This window comes from Streptomyces sp. NBC_00078, from assembly GCF_026343335.1.
Classification (GTDB): domain Bacteria; phylum Actinomycetota; class Actinomycetes; order Streptomycetales; family Streptomycetaceae; genus Streptomyces.
In genome coordinates this window covers 6,108,362-6,130,229 of sequence record NZ_JAPELX010000001.1, presented here as the reverse complement: position 1 = coordinate 6,130,229, position 21,868 = coordinate 6,108,362, and the positions used below count along the sequence as shown (strand labels likewise).

The window sequence follows — 21,868 nt, the reverse complement described above, 5'->3', positions numbered from 1 at the left end:
CTTCGAGCTGACCCTGCGCCCCATGCGCTACCCGGACTTCTACGAGCGCTACCGGGACGCCATCAAGAACACCTGGACGGTGGAGGAGGTCGACCTCCACTCGGACGTGACAGACCTCGCCAAGCTCACGCCCGCCGAGCAGCATCTGATCGGCCGCCTGGTGGCGTTCTTCGCGACGGGCGACTCGATCGTCGCGAACAACCTCGTGCTGACCCTCTACAAGCACATCAACTCCCCGGAGGCGCGCCTGTACCTGTCGCGCCAGCTCTTCGAGGAGGCAGTCCACGTCCAGTTCTACCTGACGCTTCTGGACACGTACCTTCCCGACCCGGAGGACCGCACGGCGGCCTTCGCGGCGGTGGAGAACATCCCCTCCATCCGCGAGAAGGCCGGCTTCTGCTTCAAGTGGATGGACTCGGTCGACAAACTGGACCGACTGGAGTCCAGGTCCGACCGCCGCCGCTTCCTCCTCAACCTGATCTGCTTCGCCGCCTGCATCGAGGGCCTGTTCTTCTACGGCGCCTTCGCCTACGTGTACTGGTTCCGCAGCCGGGGCCTGCTGCACGGGCTGGCGACCGGCACCAACTGGGTGTTCCGGGACGAGACGATGCACATGAGCTTCGCCTTCGACGTGGTCGACACGGTCCGCAAGGAGGAGCCGGACCTTTTCGACGACCAGCTCCAGCAGCAGGTGACGGACATGCTGCGCGAGGCCGTCGAGGCGGAACTCCAGTTCGCCCGCGACCTGTGCGGCGACGGCCTCCCGGGCATGAACACCGACTCGATGCGCCAGTACCTCGAATGCGTCGCCGACCAGCGCCTCACCCGCCTCGGCTTCGCCCCGGTCTACGGCTCCGAAAACCCCTTCTCCTTCATGGAGTTGCAGGGAGTGCAGGAACTGACCAACTTCTTCGAGCGCCGCGCGTCGGCCTACCAGGTGGCGGTGGAGGGCACGGTCGACCTGGAGGAGGACTTCTGACGACGCCCGGCTGTGGTAAATCGAGAGGGTGATCAGCCGTCTCCCTCTCGACCAGCAACTCGAGTCCCTGCGCACGGTGCTCTCCCGCAACGACGTACTGACCAAAGTCCTGTCGCGGACCGCGTCGCTCGATCTGCCCGGGTGGTACCTGACGGCGGGGTGCCTGTTCCAGACCGTCTGGAACGTCGCCACGGGCAGGCCGCCGGACAGCTGTATCAAGGACTACGACGTCAACGCTTCGTCTTCGACGACACCGCCGTGACGACCGGCTGATCCCGCTCGACCCCGCACCGCCCCGCACGACCCCGGGGCCCGGTCGCCGTCTTCGCGGCCGGGGCCCGGCTTGGATCCAGGAGAGCGGGTGACACGTCAGAAGGGAGAGGAGGCCCCCCATGAGTCGAACGATCCGCCGCACGACCCTCGCCATCGCGGCACTCACCCTTGTCCTCGCCGGCTGCGGCAGCCAGAGCGACAGCGGCAAGGGCGGCGACAGCACCGACGTGTCGTCCTCCCCCACCTCCACGGGGACCCGGCCGCCGAGCCCGACGACGAGCCCCACGGGCTGCACGCAGGTCTCGACGCTCGGCGCCTCGGACAGCGGCCGGAGTGTGTGCCTGGCGGTGGGCGACACCCTGCGCATCACCTTGGACGGAACCGCCGAGCGGCCCTGGAAGCCCCTGTCCGCCGACGGCTCCGGGCTCGAACCCGCCAACAGCGGGATCGTCCTGCAGCGCGGCGACGCGAGCGCCGCCTTCAAGGCGGTGTCGACGGGAAAGACCCGGCTCACGTCCACGCGGCCGCTGTGCGCCGCCCGGACGGGCCGGGTCTCCTGCCTGGGGATTCAGGAGTGGTGGGTCACTGTCGTGGTGAGGTAGTGCCGCCTCGGCGCGGGGCGCTCCGTGGTCCCGTGGCCCGCGGCCTCCCGGCGGGCGCGGTCGGCCTCGCGGATCTGACGGTCGATACGACGGTCGTGCGCGATGCCGATCACTGACGGGAGGACCAGGACGACGAGAATGGCGAGAACGGTCAGCATTCCGATCAGTCCTTCGATGTGTGCCGTATCCATAGACACCACTGTCGTCCCGTTCACTCCTTACAAACAGTGGCAGGACTGCCGTAGACCCTCGAAATGCTGCCAATGTCGAGGCATAGTGGAGAGATGCTGCACAACGTTGCCGCCGTCGTGCTGGACGGCGTGAATCCCTTCGAGCTGGCCGTCGTGTGCGAGGTGTTCGGCACCGACCGCAGTGACGACGGACTGCCCGTGTACGACTTCGCGGTCGCCTCGGCCGAGGGGCCGGTGCTGAGCACGAGGGCAGGCTTCTCCATGCAGGTCGAGCACGGCCTGGAGCGGCTGGAGGAGGCCGACCTCATCGCGGTACCGGCCGGCGCCTGCTACGGGACCAGGGAGTTTCCGCCCGAGCTGCTCAAGGCGCTGCGGCGCGGTGCCGAGCGCGGGGCCCGGGTCCTCAGCGTCTGCTCCGGTGTCTTCGTGCTCGCCGCGGCCGGGCTGCTGGACGGCCGGCGCTGCGCCGTGCACTGGCACGACGCGGACCAGCTGGCGCTGGCGTACCCGCGCCTGACCGTCGAGCCCGACGTCCTGTACGTCGACGAGGACCCGGTGATCACCTCCGCGGGCACCGCCGCCGGCATCGACGCCTGCCTGCACATCGTGCGCAAGGAGCAGGGCCCGGACGTCGCCAACAAGATCGCCCGGCGCATGGTGGTGCCGCCGCACCGGGACGGCGGGCAGGCGCAGTACATCGAGCGCCCGCTGCCCCGCTCGCACGCCGACACGGTCGCCGAGGTGCTGGTGTGGATGGAGCGGCACCTCGACGAGGAGGTCACCGTCGAGCAGCTGGCCGAGCGCGCGCACATGTCACCGCGCACCTTCGCCCGCCGCTTCCAGCAGGAGACGGGAACCACTCCCTACCGCTGGATCCTGCGCCAACGCGTGCTGCAGGCCCAGCGGTTGCTGGAGGCGACGGACGAGACGGTGGACTCGATCGCCGGCCGAACGGGGTTCGGCAACGCGGCCGCGCTGCGTCACCAGTTCGTCCAGGCGATCGGGACCACCCCGAATGCCTACCGCCGCACGTTCAGAGGACCGGAAGCGGCCTGACCCTCACCTCGGCACCGGCTTCAGCAGCAGCTTCTGCGGGCGCAGCGTGATGCCCACGCGGGTCCGGTCGTCGGACCCGGCCACCTGCTCGAAGCGGTACCTGCTCGCCACCGCCGCCGTGATCAGGGACAGCTGGGCCATCGAGAAGTGGTCGCTGGGGCATTTGCGATTACCCGTGCTGAACGGACTCATGGCGTGTTTCGGCACGTCCTTGACCCGCTCGGGAAGCCAGCGGTCGGGGTCGAACTCCAGGTTGCCGGTGTACGACTTCGGATCGCGCTGGATCGCGTACGGGCTGTAGACGATGTCGGCCCCGGCCGGAATGCGATAGCCACCGAGTTCCGTGTCGGTCACCGCCCGCCGGGTCAATATCCATACGGCTGGCCGCAAACGCATGGCCTCGACCACGACATTGTTGGTGTGCCTGAGCTTGCGGACGTCCTCGAATGCAACCGGTCGGCCGCCGGTGACCGATTCGACTTCGTCGTGCACCCTGTCGGCGTGTTCCGGGTGTTCCGCGAGGACCTGCAGCAGCCACATGATCGTGGACGCGACGGTTTCGCTGCCGGGGGTGACAATCGCGACGACCTGGTCGTGGATCTCCTGTTCCCCGATGGGGTCGCCATTCTCGTCCTTCGCCTCCAGCAATGCCGTCAGCAAATCGTCCGGCTTTTGACTAGATGCGCGGCGTTCGGCGACGATCTCATCGACGAGGAGATGCAAATCGGCCAGCGCCCGGTTGAATTTGCGGTTGGGCGGCAGCGGCAGCTTGTACAGCGGTCCGAGCGGGACCACCATGCGCCGGTACATCCCGCGGAAGACGGTGGCGAGGGCGACGCACAGCCGCTCGGCCCGCTCGTCCATGTAGTCGCCGCGCAGCAGACAGCGGGCCGCGATGCGCACGGCGACACGGAAGGACTCGGAGGTGCAGTCGATCGTCTCGCCGGACTGCCAGCGCTCGGTCAGCGCATGCGCCTCCTCCTCCATGATCGGACCGTACGCGGGGATCGCGTCGAGCCGGAACGCGGGCTGGATGGTGCGCCGTTGACGCCGGTGGCGGGGGCCGTTGGCGGTCGCGACGCCCTCCTTGCCGAGCAGCCCTTCCAGGGACTCCCACAGCGGGCCGTCGATCTTGAAGTCGGGGTTGAGCGCCAGGGCCCCGGTCAGCTCCGGAGTGGTGGGCGCGTACACCGTCTTGGGGCCGAGCTTGAGCCGTACGACGTCGCCGTGCTCGCGCAGTCCGGACATGAAGGCGAGCGGGTCGCGCACCAGCTTCAGGCCGTGGCCGAGGACCGGCACCGCGCCGCCGGCGAGGGGCGGCTCACGCAGTTCCGATTCCGCATATATCTGCGGTTCGGGCTTCACAGACTCGACGGTCATTTCTCACCTGCCGCTTCGTTGTTGACGTACGGGGGCGTGGACCGGTCGTCCCAGCTGTCGACCATGTAACGGCCGGACTCGTGGTGGAACCAGTAGACGGTCGAGAACCAGTTCCGCATATTGCGGACGCAGGCACTCACGGCGGCACTGAGTTCTTTTCCGCGCACGGTGCCGTCGGCGAGGCTGTCGGCGAACCGTAAGGCGCCGCGTTCGGCGACAAGGAATTCGGAGATGCATTTCTCGACGCGCCTCTTCATTTCGGCGACGGCTTCTTCAAGGGTCAGCCCCTGGTGTTTGATGAGACTGATTCCGAGATTGTGCACCTCGTCGCCCGCGATTTCCTTGGGAAGCGAGCAGAGGTCGTTGTACCACGCGGCGAATTCCTGGCTCAGCAGCGCCGCGCGTCGATATGCCGGGTGCTTGCGCACGAAGTCCGGGAGTTCACAGCCCGCACTCGGCTCCAGCAGATCGGTCCAGATCCAGTGCGCGAAAGTGAGGCGGCGCAGTGCGAGGTATTCCTCGACCGTGGGGATGATCCCTTCGGTGCGGTTGCGGAACTCCCGGTCGTACGCCTCGATCACCGCGTGGAAGTGCCGGGCGAATCGGGCGTTCCAGGACTGAGGCAGGAACGAGTACAGACGCACCATGCTGTCCGCGAACGCCCCGACCAGGGGGTCCTCGTGATGCCGGTGGTGCTCGGGTGAGTCAAGAGCCTTGTGCAGGCTGAACCTGAGCCGTCGCCAGGCGGCCGGCCGGCCGAACACGATGTCGCGGTCATGGCGGTCGTCCCAGACGAAGAACCACGCGCTGTAGTCCGCGATCGCCTGGAGGACCTCGTCCGGGGCGCCGAGGTAGTACCCCGCCATGAGATCGGTGTAGCAAAGTCGGTCGGCATATTCCTCCACCTTGTCCGCCGGCATGAGCCGTTTCTCCAGCAGCCAGGTGCGTGTCTTGTCCTGCAATCGAGGCCAATACGGATGCAGTTGTCGGGGAAACGCTGCCTCGATCACTGGAAGTGAGAGTGACGGTGGGACCGCGATCGCAGTCGCTGTGGTGCTGCGTGAGAAAACAGGCACGAACAAACCCCTCTCAGCCGCCAGTTGCGCACGCGCCTCCCGCGATGCCGGGCGTGCGCCGTTGCGTATCCCCGCACATCCCATTCAGCACTACAACTGACCGTTCTGGGAACGGATTTGCTCCACTCACTACCCCAACATGCCGAGAATCTCCCCTTGTGTGACTGAATATGGATCGCTACCGGCACACATCCGATCGAGCGTGCGACGGACACACGAACGGCGCCTGGTCAGGGAGGTGGACGTGAACAGGCGCCGTGCGTATGGGAGTTGTGATCGGTGGTGAGGGTCGTGAGACCTCAGTCGTTCGCCACCACGGGGTAGCGGGGCTCGTTCTCGGCCATCTGCCGCAGCGCGTCCTTGCGCTCGCGCTTGGACAGGCGGTCGATGTACAGGTAGCCGTACAGGTGGTCGGTCTCGTGCTGCAAACACCGGGCGAAGTAGCCGGTGCCGCGAACCCTGACCGGGTTGCCCTTCTCGTCCTGCCCGGTCACCTCGGCGTAGTCCGGACGGGCGAGCGGCGCGTACGCGGTGGGCACCGACAGGCAGCCCTCGTTGCTGTCGTCCAGGCGGCGCCGCTCGGCGGGCAGGTCGACCACTTTGGGGTTGCAGATGACGCCCACGTGCCGCGCGCCCTCGTCGTCACCGCAGTCGTAGACGAAGACCTTCAGGTCGACGCCGATCTGGTTGGCGGCCAGGCCCACGCCCTCGGCGGTGCGCTGGCTGGCGAACATGTCCGCGACCAGCTGCTGCAGCTCCTCCCCGAAGTCGGTGACGTCCCTGCACTCCTTGTGCAGCACCGGGTTCCCGACGACCGTGATGGGCCGCGACGTCCCGGCCTCCCGCCAGGCCTGCTCCCGCTCCTCGGCCTCCTCGGTGTCGATGACGAAGCCCTCGTCGTCCACGGGGAGCACGCCCGCGTGCTGCTGATCGGTGTCCTGCTGCGCCATGACCGACGTATGCCTTCCTGCAACCATGAGAATTCTGCGACTACAGCCTAAGGGGAGTTTTGAAGGGAGGTCTGGTCAGCAGACCTCTTCGAGGTCCCGCCAGTCCCTCGAGTCCGGGCTGTCGGCAACCCACCCGTCGAGCAGGCCCCGCACCAGCGAGGCCGGGGCGGCGACGCCGCACTCCCGCTCGGGTACCCACAGCTGCCCGTCGGTCCGGTGCCCGAGCGGCCCGGGGTGTCCCGGCTCACTGTGGTCGTGCGGATCCAGGTGCTCTCCGTCACCCTCGTCGGACGGCATCTGCGACTCGGAGCACATACGGCACAGCAGCCGCACGGAGGACGACCAGTCCTCGGCGGCGAAGCCCGCGTCCGCGGCCAGCTGCTCCAGCGCGTCCCGGTCGGCCTCGGTGGCCGCCTCAAGCAGCACCACCCAGGTCGGCACGGGCGACGGCGCCCACAGCTCGATCTCGTCGAAGACGGGGTAGGAGTGGCCGGCCGCCGTGGTCCGCTCGCCGTGCGGCACCCCGTCGTGCAGCACGACCTCGCCCCAGCGCCGCCCGGAGGACGGCAGGGGGATCGACAGCACCTCGATACGGGCGGGGTCCAGCCGCCGCCCCCACACCACCTCGGCCTCCCCCTCCGGGGACAGCCGTACGGCGGCGCTGCCGAGGTCCATCCCGAGGGGCTCCCCGGACGCGGTGGCCGTGCCCGGTACCCGCAGCCCGTACGCCTGCCAGGCCCGCCGGGCGAGCGGCCAGTCCTGCAGGGCGGTGGCCGCGATGCCGACGTTCCACCAGTCGGGCGCCCCGCTCTCCCGGTCGAGCAGTGCGACAGCCCTCAGGCCCGCCGCACGGGCCTGCTCCCAGTCGTGCCGGAACTTGTGCAGCAGGGCGAGGTTGAACCAGGACTCGGACAGCCAGGGCTCCAGATCGGCGGCACGTGTCAGCAACGCGCCCGCGTCCTCGTACCGGCCGTCCCCGATCAGTGTGAAGGCCCGATCGGTGGCCTGCCGCCAGGAGGCGGAGGGCCGGTGCCGTCCCTTGCCGAAGATCCTCACGATTCCCTGCCAGTTCCGTGGAGTGGGCTGGCTAGTGCTGCCCCCGGACACACCCTCTCATTCGCATCCAACCACGTACGGCTGGAAGGGCGCTCATTACCCATGGGTTACCCAGGTGCGGGCAGGGTCAGACAGCCTGCCCGTCACCCGCCACGACCCTCCACCGAAGCTCCCCCGGAGCCGAACGCCTGGGCGGCACCCCCGCCGCGCCACCCCCCGGACTGGGCGAGGACCCGGGCCAGCGACTCCACCACCTCGGGCGCGTAGTCCTCCGCGGTGGCCAGCCGCAGCTCCTCCAGCGCCGTCAGGGGGCCACCGGGCCCGGCGTCGCGTGCCTTCTCCTCGTAGGCGTTGACGGCCCGCACGATCCGCGCGGCGACCGGCTGCTCCCGGTAGGGGTCGGCCTGCCGCTCGACGACCACGGCGACCGCCGCGTCCACCCCGGTCTGGCGTACGACGGCGCCGCCCAGCAGGGCGATCCGGCGCTGCTCGGGCGCGGGCAGCACGGCGGTGGCGCCGGCCGGCACCGGGTCGAGAAGGCTGAGCTGCCCGATGTCGTGCATCAGGGCCGCGTACTCCAGAACGGTCAGCGCGGGCCGGGTGAGCCCCAGGTCCCGCCCGACGGCGCGGCTGAGGGTCGCCACGCGCAGGGCGTGCCCGGCGGGGGTGTACCCGGCGATCTCGGTGGCCCGGGCGAGGGAGGTGATGGTCTGCCGGTAGGTGGTCCGCACGGCGGCGTACCGGCGCAGGGACAGCTGGGTCAGCAGCAGCGGGAGCGAGAACACGGGCAGCGCCCACAGCCCGACGACGGCGACAGCGAGCGCCATCACCGCGCCCGTGGCGCACACGGCCGAGCCGATGCCGAGGAGGGCGTGCAGTTCGTCCCGCAGGAGCGGCCCGAAGGGCCAGCGGGTCCGGGAGTGCGCGAGAGCGGCGGCGAGCACGGCGTCGCACAGCGCGGTGAGGCCGAGGATCGCGAGCAGCAGCAGCGCGTACGCGGGACCGCTCCACTGTCCGAACGTCCCCCGGTCGTACAGGGGCTGGAAGCAGGCGGCGGCGAACGCGACGGTGAGCACGCGCCGCGCGAGATGGTCGAGCACGGGTCCCTGTCCGCGCGCGATGTGCGGCACGCTGCCGATCAGGGCGGCGCCGAGGACGACAGCGACGACCTGGGCGGCACCGTGGTGGGTGGGCTGCCCGGCGTCCCCTCCGAGCAGGGCGTACGAGAGGGCTCCGGCGGCCCCGAGCGGCGCGGCCTCCCTGACCCGGGCGCCGGTCCACCGGTGGAGCTCGCCGACGGTGACGAGCAGGCCGAAGGCGAGCGCGGTGGGGCGCTCCTGCAGGCCGCCCACGCGGGTGACGGCGAGACAGCCGACGGCGAGGAGGGCGGCGCAGCCGTGGATGAGGGCCGTCAGGGGTGGTGGGGCACTCATCGGTGGGTTCTCGGGCGGGCGGGGACGGGCGTGGCCGGTGCGGGCGGGCGTGGCTGCTCCTGCGCGGTGACCGCGGGATGCCAGCCGTTCCTGCCCAGCGCCCGCATCAGTGCCGTGACCATCCGCGGGTCGAACTGCGAGCCCGCGCACCGCTCCAGCTCCTGCAGAGCGGCCGGCACGGGCCGGGACCGCCGGTAGGAGCGTGTGGACGTCATCGCGTCGAAAGCGTCCGCCACGGCCACCACCCGTGCCGATTCTGGGATCTGGGCTCCCCTCAGTCCGTACGGGTAGCCGCTGCCGTCCAGCCGCTCGTGATGGTGGAGTACGGCGGCCCGGGCCTCGCCGAGGAAGCCGATGCCGCGCACCATCTCGTGCCCGTACTCCGGATGCAGCTCGATCACCCGCCGTTCCTCGGGGGTGAGCGGGCCGTCCTTGCGCAACAGCCGTGTGGGGACGCCGAGTTTGCCCACGTCGTGCAGGATTCCGGCGAACCTCAGCACCTCGACGCGCTCGTCGTCCATGCCGAGTTCACGGGCGATCATCATCGAGGCCTGGCCGACCCGTTCGCTGTGGCCGCGCGTGTACTCGTCCTTGATGTCGACGGCCTGGACGAGCGCGCGGATCGTCGCCTGATGGGCGGCGCGCTCGCGGTGGTACTGCGCGAAGACCCACCAGGACACGCACATCGGCAGCAGGACGAGCAGGGCGGCGACGGGCCCGTACGGGCTGCGCCACAGGACGGCCATCATCAGCCCGGCGAGCCCGTGCACGGCGACGGGCGCGAGGGATCGTACGAGCAGGCCCCGCCAGGCGTGTCGTACCGGCAGACGGTCCGCCAGTGCGCGGATCCCGCCGTCCAGGGCGGTCAGCACCAGGCAGAACGCGAGCACCGCGGCACCGGCGGGCACCAGCGCGTACGGGAACTCGCTGGCGACGACCGCGTCCCGGCCGCCCAGCGCCCAGTGCACCCGGCTCGCGGCCCACACGCCGAGGACCAGCTGAGCCGCCCGCCAGGCCCGCCGCAGGCGGCGCGGCCGCCGGTCGACCCGGGAGAGCAGCGCACCCGGCAGCGCGACCAGGGCGGCGGCGGGCGGCGGCAGCAGGAAGGCGGCGGCGAGCAGGACGGGGTAGAACGTTCCGGCAAAGCGCCATCGCGCGGCCGCCTGCTCGCAGGCGGCGTACAGCACGGCGAGCAGGGCGATCGCCCACCAGGGCGTACGTGTGCCGGGCAGTGGGAGCACACAGAACAGGGCGCCGAGGGCCGCGCAGGCGATGTACGCGCGTGCCCGTGCCGGAACCGCCTCCATCGCGCCCCTCCCCCGGCCGGCCAGCTCTGGCTGAGGAGCCTAGGACGGCATCAGGGGAGTTCGCGGGCTTATGAACCGCGGATTAGCACGTACGAGTGACGACAGCCCGTTCCCGGACGGGTCCGGTGGGGTCAGGACTCCTGCGGGGTCGCGGTGACGTCGTGCTCGGGGACGGCCTGCCCGGAGCGGATCAGGTCGAGCCGCCCCATGACCTTGGCGCGCAGGTCGCTCGGCACGTCGTCATGCCCGCAGCACCGCTTGACCAGCTTCTTCACGGCCTGCTCCAGGCCGTACTTCTCGAGGCACGGTGAGCACTCCGTGAAGTGCTGCCTGAACTTGTCGCGGTCGACGTCCGGCATCTCGCTGTCGAGGAACTCGTAGAGATGGTCGAGGACCTCACTGCAGTCCGTCTCGTGCGGCTCTCCGCAGCTCATGAGCCCGAGCCTTTCGCTTCGTTCGACTCTCCCGCGCCGGCCGGGACCAGTCCGCGCTCACGGGCGTAGTCCTCGAGCATGCCGCGCAGTTGACGGCGGCCCCGGTGCAGCCGGGACATCACCGTACCGATGGGTGTCCCCATGATGTCCGCGATCTCCTTGTACGCAAAGCCCTCGACGTCGGCGAGGTAGACGGCGATGCGGAATTCCTCGGGGATCGCCTGGAGGGCTGCCTTCACGTCCGAGTCGGGCAGGTGGTCGAGCGCCTGCGACTCGGCGGAGCGCAGACCGGTCGACATGTGCGACTCGGCACGGGCGAGCTGCCAGTCCTCGATCTCCTCGGCCGCCGAGCGCTGGGGTTCACGCTGCTTCTTGCGGTACGAGTTGATGAACGTGTTCGTGAGGATCCGGTACAGCCACGCCTTGAGGTTGGTGCCCTCACGGAACTGGTGGAAGGACGCGTACGCCTTCGCGTACGTCTCCTGCACCAGGTCCTCCGCGTCGGCGGGGTTGCGCGTCATGCGCAGCGCGGCCGAGTACATCTGGTCGAGGAATTCGAGCGCGTCCCGCTCGAAGCGCGCACTGCGCTCCGAGGTCGACTCCGCGCTGACGCCCTGGCCCTCGGGCAGCTCCGCCTGGCCGTTGTCGGTCCCTGCGTCGATCCCAGTGACCGGACCCACCTCCTCAAGATTGCGGGCAGCACCGAGACCGGTACCACCAGAATCGGAGGATAGACGACGACCCGTCCCCGCCGCCCCTCGAATAGGGGTGGTCTTGGCCGCAGACAGCACCGTCCAGTCCAGGTCAGTGCGGCTGCTGCGGCTCGGACATACGGTCGAACCCATGCGGCGGACTTCCTCTCCCACGACGTCGGTGCTGGTGGTTCAGCACTTCTGTCCGGCTCAACGCCAGGGCCCGTCCGCAACATTCCCGAGCCTTTACCCCAGTGATCCGGCCCACTTCACGACCGCGTCCGTGATGATCGCCACGGCCTCCTCCTGGCTGGTCTGCGCCCGCTTGGGCACGGCGAACCCGTGATCGCCGTACGGCACCTCGACCAGTTCGTATACACCGTGGGGGAACTCGTCCGGCTTCCCGAACGGGTCGTTGCCTCCCTGGACGACGAGGGTGGGCACCCCGGCCCCGAGCAGTTCCCCGGCCCGGGACTTCTCCGGCCGTCCCGGCGGGTGGAGCGGAAAGCTGAGGGCGAGCACGGCATGGGCGCCGAGTTCGGTGGCGGTCCGGCAGGCGACCCGGGCGCCCGCACTGCGCCCGCCCGAGATCACCGGCAGCCCGGGCCCGGCCAGCGCCGGCCAGATCCCGCGCCACCCGACGTCGAGCGTCCGGGGCGCGGGTGCCACCTTCTTGCCGGCCACCCGCCAGGGCTGCTCCACGAGGGCGACGCTCACACCGTGGCCCGGCAGGACCTGGGCCAGCGCCCGCAGGTCCCGCGCCTCGATGCCGCCGCCCGCACCATGGCTGACGGCCAGCACGAGCCGCGCCTTCGTCGCCCGGTGCCAGGTGATGCGGGCGTCCCCCGCATCCGTACCAATGATCTCGGTCGTCACATCAGAAGAGTGTGCCCTCCTCGGGCCCCTCCAGCTCCTTCAGCAGCTCCGGTCCGTTGTTGCGGACGTTGCTGACGGCCGTGGACACGGGGTAGGCGCGCATCAGGCCGGCGGGCGGCGCCTCCAGCAGGGTGCGCAGGTCGTCGAGTTCGGTGCGGGAGGGGTCCAGCCAGGTGTCCCAGCGGTCCGGGGTGAGCATCAGCGGCATCCGGGGGTGGATGTCGGCGAGCGCGTGCGGGCCCTCGGCCGGGGCCACCGCAAGGGGGGTCGCCTCCGCCTCCGTGGTGATGACGGAACAGGTCACCCACCAGGCCTGCGGGTGGTCGTCCGGGAGGGTCTTGTCCCGCCAGAACTCGTACAGCCCGGCCATCGCGAAGACCGAACCGTCGGCGGGCAGCACGAAGTACGGCTGCTTGCGCGGCCGCTTCTTCTTCCCCTCGACCTCCAGGTCCCGCTCCTGCGTGCCGGTGACCCACTCGTAGTAGCCGTCGGCGGGAATGATGCAGCGCCTCGACATGAACGCCCGCTTGTACGACGGCTTCTCGTGAACGGTCTCCGCGCGGGCGTTGATCATCCGGGCGCCGCCCTCGGGGGTCTTCGACCAGGACGGAACGAGGCCCCACTTGAGCTTCCGCAGCTGGCGAACCGGCCGAGGGTCCGCCACGTCCTTAACAGGGCGGTCGAGGACGGCGTACACCTCCTTGGTGGGGGCCACGTTGTAGTCGGGGGCCAGAGTCTCCTCCGGCTCCCACTTCTCGATCTCAAAGATTCCTGCGAGATCCTCGGGCCCACGACTCGCTGCATACCGTCCGCACATACGTGCCACACTGCCAGGCCCGCCCGTCGCCCTGCCACCACCCCGCACACGATGACGCTGCGCCGCCAGCCCCTTCTGCCGACCAACGGGAGCCACCGCCACCCATGGACAGCACCGCATCCTCGCTCGCCTCCCTCTGGGACCGGGTCTTCGGCACCCAGCCCGACCCCGACCTCTGGGTGGTGCTCGCGACCCTCGTCGCCGCCGTCGCCGTGACCGTCCCGCACGGCGTCTGGCGCGTCGCGCGCAACACGATCACCATCGCCCACGAGGGCGGCCACGGCCTGATCGCTCTGCTCACCGGCCGGCAGCTCACGGGCATACGCCTGCACTCCGACACCAGCGGCCTCACCGTCAGCCGCGGCAAGCCGCACGGCCTCGGCATGGTTCTCACCGCGGCCGCCGGCTACACCGCTCCCCCGTTGCTCGGTCTCGGCGGCGCCGCGCTGCTGGCCGCCGGTCACATCACGCTGCTGCTGTGGCTGGCGACGGTCCTGCTGGTGGCGATGCTGGTGATGATCCGCAACGCGTACGGCGCCCTGACGGTCGTCGTCACCGGCGGCACGTTCCTGCTGGTGTCCTGGCTGGCCGGCCCCCAGGTCCAGGCGGCGTTCGCGTACGCGGTGGTCTGGTTCCTGCTGGTGGGCGGAGTACGCCCGGCCTTCGAACTCCAGGCGAAGAGGTCACGGGGCGGCGCGCGCGACTCGGACGCGGACCAACTCTCGCGACTGACCCACGTACCGGCCGGGTTGTGGCTCTTTCTTTTCCACGCGGTGTCGCTGTGTTCGCTGATAGGCGGAGGCAGGTGGCTGCTGGAGGTGTGAGCGGGGCCCGAGGGGGCCGCGGGTCGCAAGGGGGTGGGGCGGCGCCGACGAGCGGGTCGGCCGCGCGGGACGCGACCGGCCTCACGGCGCGGCACTCGACCGACCGCCTGCTTATAAAGTGGGGCCATGGCCCCGAACCCCGCATCCACCGCTCTCTGGCCCGCCCCCCACGCGAGCGGGGCCGTCGACGCGACGGTCCACGTGCCGGGGTCCAAGTCCGTCACCAACCGCGCCCTCGTGCTCGCCGCCCTCGCCTCGGAACCCGGCTGGCTGCGCCGCCCCCTGCGTTCCCGGGACACACTGCTGATGGCGGGCGCCCTGCGCGCGATGGGCGTCGGCATCGAGGAGGGCGTGGGCCCGGACGGCACGGGCGAGACCTGGCGGGTGCTGCCCACGGGCCTACAAGGCCCGGCCACAGTCGACGTGGGCAACGCCGGCACGGTGATGCGCTTCCTGCCCCCGGTCGCCGCGCTCGCCGACGGCCCCATCCGCTTCGACGGCGACCCGAGGTCGTACGAGCGCCCCCTGACCGGCGTGATCGACGCGCTGCGCGTGCTCGGCGCCCGGATCGACGACGACGGCCGCGGCACGCTGCCGCTGACGGTCCACGGGGGCGGGGCGCTGGACGGCGGCCCGGTGGAGATCGACGCGTCCTCGTCGTCCCAGTTCGTGTCGGCCCTGCTCCTGTCCGGCCCGCGCTTCAACCAGGGCGTGGAGGTCCGCCACATCGGCTCCTCCCTTCCCTCCCTCCCGCACATCCGCATGACCGTCGACATGCTGCGCGCGGTCGGCGCGCAGGTGGACACGCCGGAGTCGGGCGGCGAGCCGAACGTGTGGCGGGTGACGCCGGGCGCGCTGCTCGGCCGGGACCTCACCATCGAGCCGGACCTGTCCAACGCGCAGCCGTTTCTGGCGGCGGCCCTGGTGACGGGCGGCAGGGTCGTCGTACCCGACTGGCCGGCCCGCACCACGCAGCCCGGCGACAGGCTGAGGGAGATCTTCACCGACATGGGCGGTTCCTGCGAACTGACCGAATACGGCCTTGAGTTCACCGGTACGGGTGCGATCCACGGTATCGACGTGGACCTGGGCGAGGTCGGCGAGCTGACCCCGGGCATCGCGGCGGTCGCGGCCCTCGCGGACTCCCCCTCCACCCTGCGGGGCGTGGCCCATCTGCGGCTGCACGAGACGGACCGCCTGGCCGCGCTCACCAAGGAGATCAACGAACTCGGCGGTGACGTCACCGAGACCGCCGACGGCCTGCACATCCGCCCGCGCCGCCTGCACGGCGGGATCTTCCACACGTACGAGGACCACCGCATGGCGACGGCAGGCGCGATCATCGGCCTCGCGGTGGAAGGCGTGCAGATCGAGGACGTGGCGACAACGGCGAAGACCCTGCCGGACTTCCCCGATATGTGGACCGGGATGCTCGGGGCGTAGGGACTCACGCCATGCGCCGCTACGGCAAGCACACCGACGAGGACGACATCCGCTCCCGCCCGAACCGCAAGGGCAACCGGCCGCGTACGCACATCCGCCCCAAGCACGAGGACGCGGCCGAGGGCATGGTCCTCACCGTCGACCGCGGCCGGCTGACCATCCTGGTCGACGACCGGATCGTCATGGCGATGAAGGCCCGCGAACTGGGCCGCAAGGCGGCGATCGTCGGCGACCGGGTGGCCCTGGTCGGTGACCTGTCCGGCACGAAGGACACCCTCGCGCGCATCGTCCGCATCGGGGAACGCACGTCGGTGCTGCGCCGCACCGCGGACGACGACGACCCGTACGAGCGCGTCGTCGTCGCCAACGCCGACCAGCTCGCGATCGTCACGGCCCTCGCCGACCCGGAGCCCCGCCCGCGCCTCATCGACCGCTGCCTGGTCGCGGCGTACGACGGCGGCCTGACCCCGCTCCTGGTCATGACCAAGTCGGACCTCGCCCCGCCCGACAAGCTCCTGGAGCTGTACGGCGACCTCGGCATCCCGTATGTCGTCACCAGCCGCGATGAACTGGAGAGCGGGGACGCGGTCGCTTCGGTGCGCGAGCAACTGGACGGCAGGATCACCGCGTTCGTCGGCCACTCGGGCGTCGGCAAGACGACCCTGGTGAACGCGCTGGTCCCCGAGGACCGCCGCCGTCTGACGGGCCATGTCAACGCGGTGACGGGCCGCGGCCGCCACACCACGACCTCGGCGCTGGCCCTTCCGCTGGCCGGCGACGACGGCTGGGTGGTCGACACCCCGGGCATTCGTTCCTTCGGGCTCGCCCACATCGACCCGTCCCGCGTCATCAACGCCTTCCCGGACCTGGAAGCGGGCACCGAGGGCTGCCCGCGCGCGTGCAGCCACGACGAGCCGGACTGCGCGCTGGACGAGTGGGTGGCCGCGGGGCACGCGGACCCGGCCCGGCTCTACTCGCTGCGGCGGCTGCTGGCGACGAGGGAGCGCAAGGAAGGCGACTGACCTCCGCGTTGTTTGTGGGGACGCGAGTCCGGCAAGTGCATAATCGCACCGAGCCGGACATACGGGAGGACACCACATGGCGTGGCTGCTGGTCGTCGTGGCCGGAATACTCGAGACCGGCTTCGCCGTGTGCCTCAAGCTCTCCCACGGTTTCACCCGGCTGTGGCCGACGATCGCGTTCTGCGTCTTCGCCCTGGGCAGTTTCGGCCTGCTCACCCTCTCCCTGAAAAAGCTGGACGTGGGCCCCGCCTACGCCGTGTGGACGGGCATCGGCGCGGCCGGCACCGCCATCTACGGCATGATCTTCCTGGGCGACCTGGTGTCGACCCTGAAGCTCGTCTCGATCAGCTTCGTCATCGTGGGCGTGATCGGCCTGCAGCTGTCGGGCTCGGCGCACTGACCCGTCAGGCGGTCAACTGGCGGTGCAGCGCGGCCCGTACGAGATCCGCCACCCCGCCCTCGCCCGGCGGGGCCGCCACGCAGGACAGCGCGAGGCGGACGACCAGCTCGCAGGACCTGGCGAGTTCCGCCGTGTCCGGCCTGGCCGGGCCGGGTCCCGCGAGCACGGCCACGGCCCGGTCGCGCACCATCGCCACGAAGTCGCCCGGCGACGGCAGCGGCCCGTCCGCCCGCCGCTGCGCGGGCACCGCAGAGGAGGACGGCACCGCGGACAGCGTCGGCGCGGGCAGCCGCTCGCTCCAGCAGCCGGTGAGCATGGCCCGCACGATCGCGTTGCCGCGGGCCGTGGACGCGGTCCACTCGGCGGTCGCGGCCAGCCGCTCGCGGGCGTCACTGTGGGTGGCGAGCGCCCGTTCGACCCCGGCGAGGTAGGTGTCCGCCTCCCTTCTCACGAGTGCCCGGGCGAGCCCCTCCTTGCTGCCGAACTCGTTGTAGAGGGTCTGCCGGGACACTCCGGCCACCGCCGCGACGTCCACCATCCGCACGGTGGACCACGGTCGGCGGGCCAGCGCCGTGTACGCGGCGTCCAGCAGGGATTCCCGCGCTGCAGGCATCATCGCCTCCCTGGGCCGAGCGGCTCTGCGCCCAGATTTGACGCGCCCGGCGGCACTGTCAAGGGTTCGCGGGCGCACGCGGGGGCGCCCTTGGGCCGCCGCGTGCCCGCAATGTGCCGCCAAACCGTGAGCAAGGCCCGGTAGCCCCATCCCGACCACGGCAGATAGCGTTCGTTCCATGCCGGACTACCACGACGACCTCCGCTTCGCTCACGTCCTCGCGGACGCCGCCGACGCGGCAACGATGTCCCGCTTCAAGGCCCTCGACCTCAAGGTCGAGACGAAGCCGGACATGACCCCGGTGAGCGATGCGGACAAGGCGGCGGAAGAGCTCATCCGCGGCCAGCTCCAGCGCGGCCGCCCGCGCGACGCGGTCCTCGGTGAGGAGTACGGCCTGGAGGGCACCGGTCCCCGCCGCTGGGTGGTCGACCCGATCGACGGCACCAAGAACTACGTACGCGGCGTCCCGGTGTGGGCCACGCTGATCTCCCTGATGGAGGCGGGCGAGACCGGCTTCCAGCCCGTCGTGGGCGTCGTGTCCGCCCCGGCGCTGGGCCGCCGCTGGTGGGCCGCGAAGGGCCACGGCGCCTTCACCGGCCGCAGCCTCTCCTCGGCCTCCCGCCTGCAGGTCTCCGGGGTCGCGAAGCTGTCGGACGCCTCGTTCGCGTACTCCTCCCTGACCGGCTGGGAGGACCAGGGCCGGCTGGGCGGGTTCCTGGACCTGACCCGCGAGGTGTGGCGCACGCGCGCGTACGGGGACTTCTGGCCCTACATGCTGGTCGCCGAGGGCGCGGTCGACATCTGCGCCGAGCCGGAACTCTCCCTGTGGGACATGGCCGCCAACGCGATCATCGTCACCGAGGCCGGCGGCACCTTCACCGGCCTCGACGGCCGCCCGGGCCCGCACAGCGGCAACGCGGCCGCGTCGAACGGCCTGCTGCACGACGAGTTCCTGGGGTATCTCAACGAGCGCTACTGAGCAGCACGAGGTGACCCCGCACGCCCTGAACTGGCCGCACGCGCCCTCTTGTTGACCCGCGCTTTACCTGCAACTCTGAGAGTCCCCCCACTTGTGAACTTGTGAATCCTTGAACCATCGGATTCCCTTGGAGGTGGCTCCAGTCATGCTCGTCCGCGACGCCATGAGCACGGTGGTCCTGACCATCGGCCCCGCCCACACCCTCCGTCAGGCCGCCGCCCTGATGTCCGCCCGCCGCGTCGGCGCGGCCATCGTTCTCGACCCTGACGCCGGCGGCATCGGCATCCTCACCGAACGCGACATCCTCAACTCCGTCGGCCTCGGCCAGAGCCCCGACACGGAGCGCGCCCACGACCACACCACCAACGACGTCGTCTTCGCCGCCCCGTCCTGGACGCTGGAGGAGGCGGCCCGCGCCATGGCCCACGGCGGTTTCCGCCACCTCATCGTCCTCGACCGCGGCGAGCCCGCCGGCATCGTCTCGGTCCGCGACATCATCCGCTGCTGGGCACCCGCACGACAGCACGTGCCCGCCTGAGCGCGCAGGTGGTCGGGACCGGAGGCCCGGGACCGGATTTGGAATCATTCCAAGTTGAGATGAGATCCAAATTCACACCTGTTCGGAAAATGGTCCCCCTGCTGTTAGGCTGGGCTTCATGAGCGACCTTCTACAACGACTGCGCGGACGCGGATGGCGAATGACCGCGCAGCGGCGCGTCGTGGCCGAGGTTCTCGACGGCGAGCACGTCCACCTGACGGCCGACGAGGTCCACTCCCGGGCCGTCGCCAAGCTGCCCGAGATCTCCCGGGCGACCGTCTACAACACCTTGGGCGAGCTGGTCTCCCTCGGCGAGGTGCTCGAAGTCTCCACGGACAAGCGCGCCAAGCGGTACGACCCGAACGCGCACCGGCCCCACCACCACCTGGTCTGCGCCCAGTGCGGCGCGATCCGCGACGTCCACCCGAGCGGCAACCCGCTCGCCGACCTCCCCAACACGGAGCGCTTCGGTTTCACCGTCTCGGACGTCGAGGTGACGTACCGCGGCATCTGTCCGAACTGCGCGGCGGCCTAGCGGCCTGCGCCAAAAGCCCCGGCATTCCCTTGAGGATGCCGGGGCTTTGCGCTGAATACAGGCTTCCTGGCCTGCCGGTCACGTCCTGTGAGCGCAGAAACACCGAGGGCCGGAATCCATTTCTGGATTCCGGCCCTCGGCCTTCAGTAGCGGGGACAGGATTTGAACCTGCGACCTCTGGGTTATGAGCCCAGCGAGCTACCGAGCTGCTCCACCCCGCGGCGATGAATGCAACATTACGTCAGCGGTGACGACAAACGCAAATCGTTCACGGCAGCCCCCTGCGTCACGCCGACAACTCCTCCCGCAGCGCGTCCCGCAGCCGGGCCGCCCGCTCGGACACCGCCGCCGGCCCCAGCCTCACCGCCCGGTCCGCCCAGCGCTGCCCCTCCGCAAGCTCGCCCTGACGCGCGTAGACCAGGGCCAGCCGGAGCGCGGCCCGTCCGTGGCCTGCGTCGGCGGCCCGGGTCCACCACACCGCCGCCTCGGGCTCGCTGCCCTCCCGGGCCAGCAGCAGGCCCAGGTTGAAGGCGCCGTTGCGGGAGCCGGCCTCGGCGGCCGCGCGGTACCACCGGGCCGCCTGCACCACGTCACCCCGGGCCGCGGCCATCATGCCGACCCGCACCTGCGCCCGCCGGTGCCCCTGGGACGCCGCGCGCTCGTACCACTCCTCGCACTCGGTCTTCTCGTGCGCGGGCTCCCCCAGCTCGTGTGCGGGCGCGGGCGGCCGCCGGGCGTCCAGCACGGTCGCCAGCCGGTACGCGGCCTCCGCGCTGCCGCCGCCCGCCGCGCACCGCAGGTGCCGCTCGGCCGCCTGCTCGTCGCCGTCCCGCAGCCGGGCCATGCCGACCTGCAGCGCCGCCTCCGTGTGCCCGGCGGCCGCGGCACGCTCGTACCACCGCAGTGCGACGCCCGCGTCCTCCTCGGTGCCGCGCCCGGCGTGCAGGATGCCCAGGTTGAACGCGGCGTCCACACTCCCGGCCTCGGCGGCCTTGGAGAACCACGGCTCAGCGCCCGCCGTGTCGCCGCCCTGCAGCAGCAGGATCGCCAGCGCGTTCGCCGCTTCGCGGTGCCCGGCGTAGGCGGCGCGGCGGTACCACTGCTCGGCCTGTGCGGTGCGTCCCTGCTCGGCGCAGAGCAGCCCGAGGTTGTACGCGCCGTTGTCGTCCCCGGCGTCCATGGCCGCCCGGTACCAGCGCTCGGCGGTCTGGGTCTGCCCGCGCTCGGCGTGCAGCGCGCCGAGCGCGTTGGCGGCGTTGCCGTCGCCGTCCTGCGCGGCCCTCAGCCACCACACGGCGGCGCTCTCGGTGTCCCCGGCGTCTCGCAGCAGGAAGCCGAGCGCGCAGGCGGCCCGCGCCTCGCCGTCCTTGGCAGACGTCAGATACCAGCGCCCGGCCTCCTTGAGCTCACCGCGCTTCTCGAGGATCGCCCCGAGGTGCAGCGCGGCCCGCCGGTGCCCGCGCGCGGCGGCCTGCCGGTAGAACTGCTCGGCCTCGGCCAGCAGTGCGACACCGTTGTCAGCGCCGCTCTCGCCCTCGCACACGGCCTTGCGGTCAAGCGCACGCGCCAGCCGGTACGCCGCCTCCCGGTGCCCGCGCTCCGCCGCGGCCCGCATCCAGTCCCCGGCTGCGGCGTCCCCACGGTGCTCCAGCAGATCCGCGAGCGCGTAGGCGCCCAGGGCGTGCCCCTGTTCGGCGGACTGGCGCAGCCAGTACTCGGCGGCGGGCTCGTCGCCGCGCTCGCGGTGGTACCGGCCCAGGGCGTGCGCGGCCGCTGCGGACCCGGCGACGGCGGCGATCCGCCACCAGCCGGCGGCCTCGTCGGCGTATCCGCGCTGATGAAGAAGAACTCCGAGATTGTTGGCGGCGGCGCGGTCGCCCGCGGCGGTGGCGGCACGCAGATGGTGCTCGGCTCCGTCGAGATCACCGCGGCGCAGCAGCATGGCCCCGAGGACGCTCATCGCCTCGACATCGCCGGCCTCGGCGGCGAGCCGCTGACGAACTTCCTCGACGGCCTCCTCAGCCACCTCCCCCGCTTCGACGGGTTCGGAAGGCTGCACAAATCGCCCTGTCTCGAACAGAGTTGCCTTGTCCCCCATAACGTCCATCGTCGCACCACCTGCAACCTGGGTACACCTGGTATACCGCAGCCAGTGAGGTCACTTCAGCGTTTTGTCGACATGCCCACAGAGAGACAAGTCAAACACAGTTCCCTCAACTCCCCGTGGTGGCGCGGCCATCCCACGGATCGGCACATCCGTTCGCACAAAACGAAGGCCCGGATCCTGATGGATCCGGGCCTTCGACTTCAGTAGCGGGGACAGGATTTGAACCTGCGACCTCTGGGTTATGAGCCCAGCGAGCTACCGAGCTGCTCCACCCCGCGTCGTTGT

23 protein-coding genes, 2 tRNA genes and 1 pseudogene are annotated in these 21,868 nt (G+C 70.8%); 11 read left to right on the top strand and 15 right to left on the bottom strand.

Annotated features, from left to right (window positions below; genetic code table 11):
• Positions 1 to 22 precede the first annotated feature (22 nt).
• From OOK07_RS28905 to OOK07_RS28895, 3 genes and pseudogenes are all read left to right on the top strand, one after another.
• Positions 23 to 979 (top strand): ribonucleotide-diphosphate reductase subunit beta, encoded by a 957-nt coding sequence (locus OOK07_RS28905; RefSeq protein ID WP_405673768.1) that lies wholly within the window; start codon positions 23 to 25, stop codon positions 977 to 979.
• A gap of 28 nt (positions 980 to 1,007) precedes the next feature.
• Positions 1,008 to 1,211 (top strand): annotated as a pseudogene (locus OOK07_RS28900) (nucleotidyltransferase family protein); the annotation flags it as partial.
• 160 nt (positions 1,212 to 1,371) lie between these two features.
• Complete coding sequence (locus OOK07_RS28895; RefSeq protein WP_266684660.1) at positions 1,372 to 1,854, top strand: hypothetical protein; 483 nt, start codon at positions 1,372 to 1,374, stop codon at positions 1,852 to 1,854.
• Here OOK07_RS28895 and OOK07_RS28890 read toward each other — a convergent pair.
• Complete coding sequence (locus OOK07_RS28890) at positions 1,821 to 2,045, bottom strand: hypothetical protein (protein ID WP_266684658.1); 225 nt, start codon at positions 2,043 to 2,045, stop codon at positions 1,821 to 1,823. The two genes, OOK07_RS28895 and OOK07_RS28890, sit on opposite strands and share 34 nt — an antisense overlap.
• Positions 2,046 to 2,138: 93 nt before the next feature.
• Here OOK07_RS28890 and OOK07_RS28885 point away from each other — a divergent pair, with 93 nt between their 5' ends.
• A complete protein-coding gene (locus OOK07_RS28885) occupies positions 2,139 to 3,101 on the top strand; it encodes a GlxA family transcriptional regulator (RefSeq protein WP_266799344.1) in 963 nt (320 codons plus the stop codon).
• Positions 3,102 to 3,104: 3 nt separating this feature from the next.
• Here the strand turns inward: OOK07_RS28885 and OOK07_RS28880 are convergent, their stop codons facing one another.
• From OOK07_RS28880 to OOK07_RS28835, 10 genes are all read right to left on the bottom strand, one after another.
• A complete protein-coding gene (locus OOK07_RS28880; protein ID WP_266799342.1) occupies positions 3,105 to 4,481 on the bottom strand; it encodes a bifunctional albaflavenone monooxygenase/terpene synthase in 1,377 nt (458 codons plus the stop codon).
• Complete coding sequence (cyc1, locus tag OOK07_RS28875; RefSeq protein WP_406313375.1) at positions 4,478 to 5,557, bottom strand: epi-isozizaene synthase; 1,080 nt, start codon at positions 5,555 to 5,557, stop codon at positions 4,478 to 4,480. Before cyc1 ends, OOK07_RS28880 begins: the two co-directional genes overlap by 4 nt.
• 299 nt (positions 5,558 to 5,856) lie before the next feature.
• The gene (gene def / locus OOK07_RS28870; RefSeq protein ID WP_266684652.1) at positions 5,857 to 6,507 is read right to left on the bottom strand and encodes a peptide deformylase; all 651 of its coding nucleotides are present in this window, start codon (positions 6,505 to 6,507) and stop codon (positions 5,857 to 5,859) included.
• A gap of 75 nt (positions 6,508 to 6,582) precedes the next feature.
• Positions 6,583 to 7,563: a tetratricopeptide repeat protein gene (locus OOK07_RS28865; protein ID WP_266684651.1), complete on the bottom strand. Its 981-nt coding sequence runs from the start codon at positions 7,561 to 7,563 to the stop codon at positions 6,583 to 6,585.
• Between the two features lie 143 nt (positions 7,564 to 7,706).
• Positions 7,707 to 8,996, bottom strand: a complete 1,290-nt coding sequence (locus tag OOK07_RS28860; protein WP_266684649.1) for an HD-GYP domain-containing protein — start codon at positions 8,994 to 8,996, stop codon at positions 7,707 to 7,709.
• Positions 8,993 to 10,303: an HD-GYP domain-containing protein gene (locus OOK07_RS28855; protein ID WP_266684647.1), complete on the bottom strand. Its 1,311-nt coding sequence runs from the start codon at positions 10,301 to 10,303 to the stop codon at positions 8,993 to 8,995. Before OOK07_RS28855 ends, OOK07_RS28860 begins: the two co-directional genes overlap by 4 nt.
• A gap of 131 nt (positions 10,304 to 10,434) precedes the next feature.
• The gene (gene rsrA, locus OOK07_RS28850) at positions 10,435 to 10,737 is read right to left on the bottom strand and encodes a mycothiol system anti-sigma-R factor (protein ID WP_266684645.1); all 303 of its coding nucleotides are present in this window, start codon (positions 10,735 to 10,737) and stop codon (positions 10,435 to 10,437) included.
• A complete protein-coding gene (gene sigR, locus OOK07_RS28845) occupies positions 10,734 to 11,417 on the bottom strand; it encodes an RNA polymerase sigma factor SigR (protein ID WP_266684643.1) in 684 nt (227 codons plus the stop codon). Before sigR ends, rsrA begins: the two co-directional genes overlap by 4 nt.
• Positions 11,418 to 11,675: 258 nt before the next feature.
• Entirely contained in the window at positions 11,676 to 12,305 is a 630-nt protein-coding gene (locus OOK07_RS28840) for an alpha/beta hydrolase family protein (RefSeq protein ID WP_266799340.1), read from the bottom strand.
• 1 nt (position 12,306) lies between these two features.
• Positions 12,307 to 13,122, bottom strand: a complete 816-nt coding sequence (locus OOK07_RS28835; RefSeq protein WP_266799338.1) for an SOS response-associated peptidase — start codon at positions 13,120 to 13,122, stop codon at positions 12,307 to 12,309.
• 104 nt (positions 13,123 to 13,226) lie between these two features.
• Here OOK07_RS28835 and OOK07_RS28830 point away from each other — a divergent pair, with 104 nt between their 5' ends.
• The 4 genes from OOK07_RS28830 to OOK07_RS28815 all read left to right on the top strand — a co-directional run bounded on the left by OOK07_RS28830 (position 13,227) and on the right by OOK07_RS28815 (position 16,811).
• The gene (locus OOK07_RS28830) at positions 13,227 to 13,946 is read left to right on the top strand and encodes a M50 family metallopeptidase (RefSeq protein WP_266684637.1); all 720 of its coding nucleotides are present in this window, start codon (positions 13,227 to 13,229) and stop codon (positions 13,944 to 13,946) included.
• Between the two features lie 126 nt (positions 13,947 to 14,072).
• Positions 14,073 to 15,389: a 3-phosphoshikimate 1-carboxyvinyltransferase gene (aroA, locus tag OOK07_RS28825; protein ID WP_266799336.1), complete on the top strand. Its 1,317-nt coding sequence runs from the start codon at positions 14,073 to 14,075 to the stop codon at positions 15,387 to 15,389.
• Positions 15,390 to 15,400: 11 nt separating this feature from the next.
• Positions 15,401 to 16,411, top strand: coding sequence for a ribosome small subunit-dependent GTPase A (gene rsgA, locus OOK07_RS28820; RefSeq protein ID WP_266799335.1), 1,011 nt, complete (start codon positions 15,401 to 15,403; stop codon positions 16,409 to 16,411).
• 76 nt (positions 16,412 to 16,487) lie between these two features.
• The gene (locus tag OOK07_RS28815) at positions 16,488 to 16,811 is read left to right on the top strand and encodes a DMT family transporter (protein WP_266521263.1); all 324 of its coding nucleotides are present in this window, start codon (positions 16,488 to 16,490) and stop codon (positions 16,809 to 16,811) included.
• A gap of 4 nt (positions 16,812 to 16,815) precedes the next feature.
• Here the strand turns inward: OOK07_RS28815 and OOK07_RS28810 are convergent, their stop codons facing one another.
• Complete coding sequence (locus tag OOK07_RS28810) at positions 16,816 to 17,427, bottom strand: TetR/AcrR family transcriptional regulator (protein WP_266684632.1); 612 nt, start codon at positions 17,425 to 17,427, stop codon at positions 16,816 to 16,818.
• 175 nt (positions 17,428 to 17,602) lie between these two features.
• Here OOK07_RS28810 and hisN point away from each other — a divergent pair, with 175 nt between their 5' ends.
• From hisN to OOK07_RS28795, 3 genes are all read left to right on the top strand, one after another.
• Complete coding sequence (gene hisN, locus OOK07_RS28805; RefSeq protein ID WP_266684630.1) at positions 17,603 to 18,403, top strand: histidinol-phosphatase; 801 nt, start codon at positions 17,603 to 17,605, stop codon at positions 18,401 to 18,403.
• Between the two features lie 145 nt (positions 18,404 to 18,548).
• On the top strand, positions 18,549 to 18,941 hold the full coding sequence (locus OOK07_RS28800) for a CBS domain-containing protein (RefSeq protein WP_266684628.1): 393 nt from the start codon (positions 18,549 to 18,551) through the stop codon (positions 18,939 to 18,941).
• 118 nt (positions 18,942 to 19,059) lie between these two features.
• A complete protein-coding gene (locus tag OOK07_RS28795; protein WP_266799333.1) occupies positions 19,060 to 19,476 on the top strand; it encodes a Fur family transcriptional regulator in 417 nt (138 codons plus the stop codon).
• A 147-nt stretch (positions 19,477 to 19,623) separates the two neighbouring features.
• On the opposite strand, the gene OOK07_RS28790 is transcribed toward OOK07_RS28795, so the two are convergent.
• From OOK07_RS28790 to OOK07_RS28780, 3 genes are all read right to left on the bottom strand, one after another.
• Positions 19,624 to 19,697: transfer RNA gene (locus OOK07_RS28790), tRNA-Met, on the bottom strand.
• A 65-nt stretch (positions 19,698 to 19,762) separates the two neighbouring features.
• Positions 19,763 to 21,583: a tetratricopeptide repeat protein gene (locus OOK07_RS28785; RefSeq protein WP_266684625.1), complete on the bottom strand. Its 1,821-nt coding sequence runs from the start codon at positions 21,581 to 21,583 to the stop codon at positions 19,763 to 19,765.
• Positions 21,584 to 21,787: 204 nt separating this feature from the next.
• Positions 21,788 to 21,861 (bottom strand) — tRNA-Met (locus OOK07_RS28780).
• Positions 21,862 to 21,868 lie beyond the last annotated feature (7 nt).

Bases quoted from the DNA above. Each gene is read 5' to 3' on its own strand.
- OOK07_RS28815 (WP_266521263.1), top strand. From the start codon at position 16,488: ATGGCGTGGCTGCTGGTCGTCGTGGCCGGAATACTCGAGACCGGCTTC.
- OOK07_RS28810 (WP_266684632.1), bottom strand. From the start codon at position 17,427: ATGATGCCTGCAGCGCGGGAATCCCTGCTGGACGCCGCGTACACGGCG.
- OOK07_RS28890 (WP_266684658.1), bottom strand. From the start codon at position 2,045: ATGGATACGGCACACATCGAAGGACTGATCGGAATGCTGACCGTTCTC.
- OOK07_RS28785 (WP_266684625.1), bottom strand. From the start codon at position 21,583: ATGGACGTTATGGGGGACAAGGCAACTCTGTTCGAGACAGGGCGATTT.
- OOK07_RS28885 (WP_266799344.1), top strand. From the start codon at position 2,139: ATGCTGCACAACGTTGCCGCCGTCGTGCTGGACGGCGTGAATCCCTTC.
- hisN (WP_266684630.1), top strand. From the start codon at position 17,603: ATGCCGGACTACCACGACGACCTCCGCTTCGCTCACGTCCTCGCGGAC.
- OOK07_RS28835 (WP_266799338.1), bottom strand. From the start codon at position 13,122: ATGTGCGGACGGTATGCAGCGAGTCGTGGGCCCGAGGATCTCGCAGGA.
- OOK07_RS28795 (WP_266799333.1), top strand. From the start codon at position 19,060: ATGAGCGACCTTCTACAACGACTGCGCGGACGCGGATGGCGAATGACC.
- rsrA (WP_266684645.1), bottom strand. From the start codon at position 10,737: ATGAGCTGCGGAGAGCCGCACGAGACGGACTGCAGTGAGGTCCTCGAC.
- aroA (WP_266799336.1), top strand. From the start codon at position 14,073: ATGGCCCCGAACCCCGCATCCACCGCTCTCTGGCCCGCCCCCCACGCG.
- OOK07_RS28880 (WP_266799342.1), bottom strand. From the start codon at position 4,481: ATGACCGTCGAGTCTGTGAAGCCCGAACCGCAGATATATGCGGAATCG.
- OOK07_RS28800 (WP_266684628.1), top strand. From the start codon at position 18,549: ATGCTCGTCCGCGACGCCATGAGCACGGTGGTCCTGACCATCGGCCCC.
- OOK07_RS28855 (WP_266684647.1), bottom strand. From the start codon at position 10,303: ATGGAGGCGGTTCCGGCACGGGCACGCGCGTACATCGCCTGCGCGGCC.
- OOK07_RS28830 (WP_266684637.1), top strand. From the start codon at position 13,227: ATGGACAGCACCGCATCCTCGCTCGCCTCCCTCTGGGACCGGGTCTTC.
- OOK07_RS28895 (WP_266684660.1), top strand. From the start codon at position 1,372: ATGAGTCGAACGATCCGCCGCACGACCCTCGCCATCGCGGCACTCACC.
- OOK07_RS28860 (WP_266684649.1), bottom strand. From the start codon at position 8,996: ATGAGTGCCCCACCACCCCTGACGGCCCTCATCCACGGCTGCGCCGCC.
- OOK07_RS28905 (WP_405673768.1), top strand. From the start codon at position 23: ATGCGCTACCCGGACTTCTACGAGCGCTACCGGGACGCCATCAAGAAC.
- def (WP_266684652.1), bottom strand. From the start codon at position 6,507: ATGGCGCAGCAGGACACCGATCAGCAGCACGCGGGCGTGCTCCCCGTG.
- rsgA (WP_266799335.1), top strand. From the start codon at position 15,401: ATGCGCCGCTACGGCAAGCACACCGACGAGGACGACATCCGCTCCCGC.